This is a genomic window from Peterkaempfera griseoplana, from assembly GCF_001418575.1.
In the GTDB taxonomy this organism is placed as follows: domain Bacteria; phylum Actinomycetota; class Actinomycetes; order Streptomycetales; family Streptomycetaceae; genus Peterkaempfera; species Peterkaempfera griseoplana.
In genome coordinates this window covers 1-8,351 of the sequence record NZ_LIQR01000513.1, presented here as the reverse complement: position 1 = coordinate 8,351, position 8,351 = coordinate 1, and the positions used below count along the sequence as shown (strand labels likewise).

At 75.3% G+C, this 8,351-nt stretch carries 5 protein-coding genes and 1 pseudogene; 3 read left to right on the top strand and 3 right to left on the bottom strand.

All coding sequences use genetic code 11. The features are described 5' to 3' along the window. The first annotated feature begins 338 nt into the window (after positions 1–338). Positions 339–1,796, top strand: coding sequence for a DNA-binding protein NsdB (locus AOK09_RS31490; RefSeq protein WP_055590642.1), 1,458 nt, complete (start codon positions 339–341; stop codon positions 1,794–1,796). 55 nt (positions 1,797–1,851) lie between these two features. Here AOK09_RS31490 and AOK09_RS31485 read toward each other — a convergent pair whose 3' ends face one another. Then, positions 1,852–2,964: a PAS domain-containing protein gene (locus tag AOK09_RS31485; protein ID WP_169797086.1), complete on the bottom strand. Its 1,113-nt coding sequence runs from the start codon at positions 2,962–2,964 to the stop codon at positions 1,852–1,854. Between the two features lie 292 nt (positions 2,965–3,256). Between AOK09_RS31485 and AOK09_RS31480 the strand changes: the two genes are divergently transcribed. Then, positions 3,257–4,699 (top strand): hypothetical protein, encoded by a 1,443-nt coding sequence (locus tag AOK09_RS31480; RefSeq protein WP_055590640.1) that lies wholly within the window; start codon positions 3,257–3,259, stop codon positions 4,697–4,699. Between the two features lie 986 nt (positions 4,700–5,685). On the opposite strand, the gene AOK09_RS31470 is transcribed toward AOK09_RS31480, so the two are convergent. After that, complete coding sequence (locus AOK09_RS31470; protein ID WP_055590638.1) at positions 5,686–6,447, bottom strand: SDR family oxidoreductase; 762 nt, start codon at positions 6,445–6,447, stop codon at positions 5,686–5,688. A gap of 190 nt (positions 6,448–6,637) precedes the next feature. On the opposite strand from AOK09_RS31470, the gene AOK09_RS31465 reads away from it, so the two are divergent. Then, positions 6,638–7,510 carry a helix-turn-helix domain-containing protein gene (locus AOK09_RS31465; protein ID WP_055590637.1) on the top strand — a complete coding sequence of 291 codons (873 nt, stop codon included), beginning with the start codon at positions 6,638–6,640 and terminating at the stop codon, positions 7,508–7,510. Between the two features lie 124 nt (positions 7,511–7,634). On the opposite strand, the pseudogene AOK09_RS31460 reads toward AOK09_RS31465, so the two are convergent. Beyond that, a pseudogene (locus AOK09_RS31460) lies at positions 7,635–8,351 on the bottom strand (Tellurium resistance); the annotation flags it as partial.

Genomic DNA, 8,351 nt, shown 5'->3' with positions numbered 1-8,351 from the left:
GTGGCGGGCGGGCGCCGGGCACGGAACGGGGGGACCCCGCCCGGAGGCGCCTGCGCACCCCTGGGGAAGTGCGTCGGTCCGCCGGGTACTGCCGTGCGCGGCGCCCTCGCGCCACCCTCTGCGCCACTCCCTCCCGCGAGGACCGGGGCCCGCCGCCACCCGGGCGAAGTGCCCTGGTGGCGGCGGTTCCCGACGGGGGGTCGGGTGGCGCATGTCTACATCACACCCGGCGCCGGGTGGCACACCATCTGGCGCACCCTGGCGAACCCTGGCGAATGGTCGCGGGGCACATGACAGGCCGTTAATGTCGGAGGTGCCGAGGAACCTGGGGGCTTGACGTGAGCAGAGAACCCAACACCCGACTGGCCGACCTCTTCGCCCTGACCGGATGGTCCAAGGGCGAGCTGGCGCGGATGGTCAACCGGCGCGGTGCCGCCCTGGGCCAGCAGCAGCTGTCCACCGACACCTCGCGGGTGCGGCGCTGGATCGAGCAGGGAGAGATCCCGCGTGATCCGGTGCCCAGGGTGCTGGCCGCACTGTTCACCGAGCGGCTCGGCCGTGTCGTCACCACAGAGGACCTCGGTCTGGAACGGCACCGGCGCAGCAGAGCAGGCACATCGGACACCGGAATGCCCTGGAAGCCGGAGCAGACGGCCGCGGTCCTCACCGAGTTCACGGGAATGGACCTCATGCTCAACCGACGCGGTCTGATGGGAGCTGGCGCGGCACTCGCGGCAGGCTCCGTCATCGCCGACTCACTCCACGACTGGATCACCGCCCCCGTCGCCCCCGGATCCACCGGCAGCCCCAGAACCGTCATCCCGGTCGCCGAGTCCTCACTGGACCTCTACGAGGCAGGCCCCGTCGGCACCGACGAGGTGGTGGCGCTGGAACGCTCGGTGGAGGTGTTCCGCGCCTGGGACGCCTCCCGGGGCGGAGGCCTCCAGCGCAAGGCCGTGGTCGGCCAGCTCAACGAGGTCGGCGGCATGCTGACGTACAGTCACCCCAGGGATCTGGAGCGGCGGCTGTGGATCGTCGCCGCCAACCTCGCGGTGCTGGCCGGCTGGATGTCGCACGACGTCGGCCTGGAGCCCACCGCCCAGAAGTACTTCGTCATCGCCGTGCACGCCGCGCGCGAGGCGGGCGACCGGCCCAGGGCCGGGGAGGCGCTCTCCCGCGCCGCGCGCCAGATGGTGCACCTCGGCCGGGCCGACGACGCGCTGGACCTGATGCGGCTGGCCAAGGCGGGCACCGGGGAGGAGACCCTGCCCCGCACCCGGGCGATGCTCCAGACCATCGAGGCCTGGGCGCAGGCCTCGCTCGGCCGCTCCCAGGCCACCCGCCGGGTGCTCGGCGAGGCCGAGGAGCTCTTCGTCGCCGACACCGGCGAGGCCGGCCCCAGCTGGATGCAGCTGTTCACCGAGGCCGAGCTGCACGGCATGGAGGCGCTGGTCTACCGCACCCTGGCGGACCACGACCCCAAGGCCGCCGTGCTCGCCCAGCGGCACGCCCGGCTGGCCCTGGACCTGCGCGCGGAGCAGGGGTTCGAGCGCTCCAACGTCTTCGACCACCTCTCCCTGGCCTCGGCGTGCTGGATCGCCGGGCAGCCGGACGAGGCCCAGGTGCAGGCCAAGCTGGCGCTGGCGCTGATCCGCGACACCTCCTCGCACCGCACCTGGGACCGGCTGCGCGAGATGTACCGGCTGACCCAGCGCTACAAGGGCCTGCCGGAGGTCGCCGACCTGCGGGAGCAGATCCGGCTGGCCGTGCCGCAGCAGCGGCGGCAGATCGTGTGAGGCAAGGGGCTCCGCCGAGGGGGCCGGCCCGGCGGGCGCGGTCCGCGCGGCCGTCTCAGCGCACCAGCAGCGCCAGCACACCCACGCCGGAGGCCGCGGGCGCGTCCGGCCCGGTACCGGCCCCGGTCAGCAGGGCGAACGCCAGATCGGCGCACTCCGCCGCGCTCGCGGCGGCGGCGAGCCGCGGTGCGGCACCGCCGAGGGCCGGTCCCAGCAGGGCGAGGTGCCGCTCGCCGGTCGTACAGAGCACCACATCGCCGGGCCTCAGCCCGATCCGCCGCTGGGTGGCGGACGGCTCCGGCGCCGCGCCCGGCGCATCGCCGGGCCCGCCGGGTGACCCCGCCCACCGGACCTCCCCGTCACGTACCAGCAGCGGGCCCGGCCCACCGGCCTGTGCCCAGACCAGGTCCGGCCGTACCCCGGGGGCGCAGTGGCAGCAGAGCGCCGCCTGCGGCGGGGCGAGGGCGCACTGCGGCAGCAGGCCGTCCAGCAGCTGCAGCATCCGGGCCGGTCCGGCCCCGGCCAGCGCCATCCCGCGCAGCGCGTCCCGCAGCGTCGCGGGCCCGGCGCCGCCGTCCGGGTCGCCGGGTGCCACCGAGCCCAGCGCCAGCAGCATCCCGCCGTCCGGCAGCCGCAGGGTGTCGCACCAGCCCGCCGAGGCGTCGGCCGGTCCGCGCGCCGCCGCCTCCAGGACCACCGGGTCGGGAGGCGGGGTGGCACCGCCGGGCGCTCTGGCGACGGACGCCGTGGCGCGGTGCCCGCTGACGTCCCGCAGTGACAGCCACAGTGACTCGGCGTGGCCGTCCGCGCCGACCACCGGCTCGCCGGTGCAGTGCACCGTCCTTACGGTGCCGTCCGGCCGCACCAGGCGGAACTCGCCGGCCAGCGGACGCCCGTCGACCAGGGCCGCGGTGACCATGCCCTGCAGCGGCAGCTGGTCGTCGGGGAGCAGATGGGCCGGGAGCTGGTCCAGGGTGAGGGCGCCGGAGGAGCGGTCTCGGCCGAAGATCTCGAAGACCTCCGGGGACCAGTACACCTCGTCGGTGGTGAGGTTCCACTCGGCGACGCCCGAGCCGGGCGACCCGCCCGGCGGCGCCGTGGATCCCGGAGCGTCCCGGCGGACGGTCCGCGGGTCCTGGTGCGCGGCGGGGTGCATGGAGGTTCCCACGGGTCGAGGGGACATATGGGGCTGTCACGACTGTTGCACAGAGAGCCACCGGAGGTAAGGGCTTTGGAGATTCCGACGCCCCATGTTCCCGCGGCATATGCCAAAGGCAGTCGGTACCCGGAGGGCCCGCCACCCGCGTCATGTGCGGACAAGCCGCTCGAACGGTAACCTTCGGTGCTTCCGGCCTCCTGGCCCGGTCCGGCCCCGTCCGCCGGCCGGGATCCGGGGCGCCGGGGCCCCCGGCGACGGAAATCCCGTTGCCACCAGGACCGCCGCAACGGATGCTGACCTCATGTTCGAGCCCGACATAGCGCCCAGTGCGACCCTTCTCGGCCTGCTCCAGCGGGGCCGGGGGGACGGCACCCTGCACGCGCTGGCGGCCGAGCGGCCGGACGCCCTCGCCGCCCTGGACGCGTGCGCCACCAGTGACCCCCGCCACGACTGGCAGCTGGAGAACCGGTCGCTGTACTACGCGCGCCTCTACTCGGAGCTGGAAGGCCCCCTGGACGGGCTCGAGGCGCACCTCTTCCACCCCGACGACGCCCTCGACGACGACGAGAGCCGCACCGGACTCGCCCTCTCCGTCCTCGGCCACCTCGCCGCCTACGGCCGCCGCGACGCCCTCGACCTGCTCCGCCGCTACACCGCCTGCGGCAGCAACTGGGCCTGGGCGCTGGACGAACTGGCCCTGCGCGACGACGACGAGGCGGCGCTGCTGCGGCTGGCCCCCGCAGTCCTCGACCGCTTCCCGGCCGGGCCCGAGGGCGACGCGGCGCTGCGGGCTGCCGTCCGCAACGCCTATGAACCACGCCCCTGGCGGCTGTGGGCCGCCGTCCACCCCAGAATCGCCGCCGCCGGGGAGCAGGCCCCCTTCGACCTGTGGCAGCGACAGCTCAACCGCACCGCCGCCGCCCCCGGCTGGGGCGCCGCCGAGGTCCTCGCCTGGGCCGACCGGGCAGCGGAGGAGGACACCTCCGGCTCGCCGCACGAGGCCACCGCGCGCCGTGCCGCTGCGGCCGCCCGCTGCCTGGCCGCCGCCGCAGGACCCGAGGACCGGCCACTGCTGCTGGCGGCCGCCCGCGACGGCGCCGAGGGCGCCCGACGGGCCGCCCTGCGCCACCTCGTCGACTGCGACGACCCCGCGGCCCCCGGACTCATCGAACTCGCCGCGGCCGACCCCGACCAGCGGATCGTGGAAGCCGCCCTGGACGTCCTCGGCAGGATGCGCGGGCCTGCCGCCATGGAGCACGCCCGCCGCTGGGCCGACCCCGCCACCGGCGGCGCCGACAGCGCCCTGGGCGAGGCCGCCGCCAGACTGCTCGCCTGCGCCGGCGACGAGCGCGACGCGCCCCTGGTCGCCGACGCCCTCCGGCACTGGATCGCCGCCCGGGGCGCCGACGGGGACGGCCTGGGCTGCCTGGTCGACGGCGCCGGCCGGCTGGGGGCCACCGCCGCCGTGCCTGCGCTGCGCTACATCTACGCGGAGACCGCCTCCTCCCAGCTGCGCGGACGCGCCGCCCGTGCGCTCGCCGACACCGACCCCCACTTCGCGGCCGGGCCGGCGGTTGAGTGCCTGTGGGACTGCGAGGAGTCCACCCGGGAGCTGGCCGCCCGCCATGTCGCCACCACCGGTGACGCACGTGTGCTGGAACGACTGCGCAGGCTCGCCGCCGACCCGGCCGAGGAGGCGGAGGTCCACGCCGCCGTCCGCGGCAGGCTGACCGCCAGGCCCTGAATCCGGCCGAGCAAGGCCGCGCTTCCGCCGCGCTCCGCCGTTCCCCGCCGGGACGCCGTCAGGCCGCCCCGCCGCCGCCGCACGGGTCGGGCGGCCCCGCGGAACCGGCGGGCCGCAGGCCGGGTCCGCGTCGGACGGCGCCGCTGCCGCCGCCCGCCCGGAGGGCGGCCGCGGCCACGCCCTGCCGCGGACCCAGGACGAACCCGTGCCGAGCGTGACCGCCGCCCGCGTCCTGAGCGCCGCATCACCCGGGGTCAGCACGTGTGCTGATGGACCGTCAGTTCCGTACTGCCCCGTGGGTTCGCCGGGGCGGCACCCACCGGGCGGAGAGCCGGACGGCCCGGTCGCCCCGGTGCCGGGGGAACCCGGCGAACCTCTCCCGGTCCGGTGCACCCGGACGACGACGGCACCGCGCCGCGATCCGCCGGAGCGCGGCCATGAGCCGGCTGCCGGTCAGACCGGTCCGGACCGCCCGACGGGGCAGCTCCCGGCTGTGGACGACGCCGGTGGTCGTGCTGCCGACGCCGGCCGGCTCGTCCACCGGCGTCTCCGGGTGCTCCACGGAAGCCGCGGCCACCCGGAGTCGTGCACCGGCCGAGCGCCCGGCGCGAGTGCACCTGCGGGAGCAGACGCCGTGGCGGATGCCGTACGGGACCGCCGGAAGGGCGGCGGAGATCCCCGGCATGCACATCGAGGCTGTGGAGCTCGCCGGGCGCCGCTGCCCGCTCACGGCGAACGGTGAGCGGCGTCCCGTCCGGACCGGGGGCCGCCGCCGTGGCCGGGCGCGCGGGGACTCCTGGGCCGGAGCCCCGGTGCCGGAGACCGTGCGCCGGGACGCCGCGCACCGCCGGGCCTGCCGCCCCGGCTCCTCGAAGACCACTCCCGGGGGCCGGTGTCCGTCCCCCGCCGCCCTGTGCCGGGCAGGGACGGCAGCCCCCGCGACGGCTGCCCGGACACCGGCCCGGCGCCCCTGCCGTACGGGCGTGTCAGCCCTGGCGGCCGGGGAGCATGGCCAGAGCCTTGGAACGCTGGGCGACGAGGTCGTCGTAGGTGCCGTCGCGCTCGGCCCAGCGGTGCAGGAGGACGCCCTTCACGAGGATCTCGTGGGGGGTGGGCTCCTGCGAGAGCAACTGCATGACCTCGGTGGCGAAGTCGTCCAGCGGCAGCGCGTGCGGGTTCACCTTCTCCTGTCCTGCCGTGGCCACGGCCGGGGGGACGAGCTCCACGACGCCGACACCGGTGCCGTCGAGCTGCGCGCGCAGCGCCTCGGAGTAGGCGTGCACGGCGGCCTTCGAGGCGGCGTAGCTGGGCATGGGCGGGAACGGCAGGAAGGCGATGCCGGAGGTGACGGTGACGAAGGTGCCGGCACCCCGCCGGACCAGGTGCGGGGTGAAGGCGTCGACGACCCTGATGGTGCCGAGCAGGTTGGTGTCGATCGTCGTGGCCGCCGCCTCGAAGTGCGCGGGGTCGCGCAGGTCCTCCAGGAGCATGACGCCCGACATCGTCACCACGGTGTCCAGTCCGGGGTACCGGGCGAGCGCGGTGTCCCGGGCGGATGCGACGGAGGCGCCGTCGGTGACGTCGACGCTGATCGAGCCGAAGCCCTCTTCGGCGAGCGCGGAGAGTGCCTCCGGGTTGCGGCCGGCCACGGCCACGGTGCTGCCCGCGGCGGCGAACCGCCGGGCCAGCTCCCGTCCGATGCCCGAGGTTCCGCCGACGACGAGAACGGTGCGGTCGGAGAGATCCACGAGGTCTTCCCTTCAGTGCGCGGCGCCGCAGGCGTTCGGGCCCGCGGCGCAGACGGTGATGCTCGCTGTCTCCTGCGGAAACAGTGCTCTCGCAGTCTTGACGGCATCCGCCGGGCGTGGCAGGTCCCCCGTCTTCCCTGGTCCTGACAGGGCCCCCGCTGGGCCGGGCACACCGCACTACGGTGTGGGTATGAAGGATGAGGAATCCGGCAACCGGCTCGGCAGCTACCTCCGTGCCCGGCGTGAGCTGGTCTCCCCGGAGCAGGCAGGCCTGCCGCCCGGTGGCAACCGCCGCGTACCCGGACTGCGCCGCGAGGAGGTCGCCCTGCTCGCCGGAATCAGTCCGGACTACTACCTGCGCCTGGAGCGGGGCCGTGACAGGAACCCCTCGGTGCAGGTCCTGGAATCACTGGCGCGTGTCCTGCAGCTCGACGACATCGAACGGACGTATCTGCTCGGTCTCGCGGCGGTCCGCCCCAGGGCGCCGCGCCGCAGACGGCCCGAGCACGTGCCGGCGCGGGTGCACCAGCTGCTCGCCCACCTTCAGATCCCCGCGTTCGTCGAAGGGCGCGCCTTCGACGTCCTGGCCTCCAACCCCATGGCGGTCGCGCTCTCCCCCCGGCTGAGGCCCGGCGAGAACCGGCTTCGTTCCCTCCTGCTGGATCCCGAGGAACGGGCCTTCCACCAGGACTGGGCCACGGCCACCGCCGATTTCGTCGCCGCCCTGCGCACCACCATCGGGGACGACACCGACAACTCCCGGTTCGTCGAGCTCGTCGGCGAACTCGCACTGTCCAGCCAGCGGTTCCGCACCCTGTGGGCCCGCCACGACGTCCGCCCTCTCGACGGAGGCACGACCACGGTCCACCACCCCGTTGTCGGCGAACTGCGCCTCCACCGCGACAAGCTCTCCGTCGGCGACGTCATCCTCGTCGTCTACTACCCCGACAAGGACAGCGACAGCGACGAGAAGCTGCAGCTCCTCGCCGCACTCACGGGCACCGGGGCCGCCGGCGGGGCACATGACGGACCGGCGGAGGACCTCCGCGCAGGGACCCCCTGACCAACCCGCCCGCTCCCGGCGGCCCCACCTGCCGGACTGCCGCCGGGGCCACCGGTCGAAGGGCTCCCCAGCCCTCCGGGGATCGGCCGGTGGCGGCGGCAGCGGCGGGCGGGCCCGCCGGACGTCACTTGGAGCCGCGGGTCCAAGTGAGGCCCCAGCCGTACGCCTGGTCGATCAGCATGTGGTTGGAGACCTGCGCCGTCCGCTGGAAGTAGCGGGCCTCCCGCTTGACCACCAGTTCCCCTCCGATGTTCTCGATCACGGCGATCACACAGGCCGTGGCGGGGAAGCCGCACTCCTCCAGACAGAGCTCGATCGGCATGCCGGAGGCCGGGTACAGGGTGGCGACGGCGTCCAGTCCCTGCAGGCTGCCCGCCCCGCTGAACACGAAGGCGAAGACCAGCAGCCGGCGGATGTGCTGCGCGTGGTCCAGGTTGATCCACAGGTTCTCGCCGGTGGCCACCGCGCCCGTGCGGTCGTCGTTCTCCAACTGCACGTACGGCGGCCCGTAGAGGGTGCCGAACTTCTGGTTGATGGCCTGCACGATGCCCTTGCCGCCGTCCTGGAGCTCGTAGAGGCAGGCCAGGTCCAGGTCGGGGCCGCCGCTCCCGGCCCCGGCGCCGGCGAGCTTGCGGAGCCACCCGCCGCGACCGGCGGAGGCGGCCGCCTGGGAGGGGTCGCGGGGGCGCCAGTTGAGGTTGACCCGCATGGCTCCGCCGCTCGCGCCGTGCTTGGTGAGCGACACCGAGGGGGCTTCCTTGGTGAGCGACAGCTTGGTGAGCGAGGGTCCGCCCGGCGCCGCGGGGCCCGCAGCCCCCGGCTGCGGGGGCGGGGCCTGGGG

Bases quoted from the DNA above. Each gene is read 5' to 3' on its own strand.
- AOK09_RS31465 (WP_055590637.1), top strand. From the start codon at position 6,638: ATGAAGGATGAGGAATCCGGCAACCGGCTCGGCAGCTACCTCCGTGCC.
- AOK09_RS31480 (WP_055590640.1), top strand. From the start codon at position 3,257: ATGTTCGAGCCCGACATAGCGCCCAGTGCGACCCTTCTCGGCCTGCTC.